Consider the following 255-nt stretch of genomic DNA (forward strand, 5'->3'; position numbering starts at 1 on the left):
TGCGCCTGCTGGTCGGGCCGAGCCTCGAGCTCCCCGCCCGCCAGCTCACCGTGCCGGTCGCGGCCAACCAGGTCACGCAGGAGAACGTGTTTGCGTCCTTCGTGCAGCCGGTGGTGGAGCCGCTGGTGCAGGCGAACCGCTGGTATCTCTTTGCGGAGCCGAGCGCCGCGCCCGTCTACGTCTACGGCTACCTCAACGGCGCCGAGGGGCCGCAGGTCACCACCGGCCCGGTCCAGGGCGTGGATGGCATCGAGG

At 71.4% G+C, this 255-nt stretch carries 1 protein-coding gene; it reads left to right on the forward strand.

Annotated elements, in window-relative coordinates; all coding sequences use genetic code 11:
- The coding region (locus tag ACI6QG_RS19685) for a phage major capsid protein (RefSeq protein ID WP_491630761.1) at positions 1 to 255 on the forward strand (255 nt) is incomplete at both ends.

It is taken from the genome of Sabulicella flocculans (assembly GCF_045449635.1).
Taxonomy (GTDB): domain Bacteria; phylum Pseudomonadota; class Alphaproteobacteria; order Acetobacterales; family Acetobacteraceae; genus Roseococcus.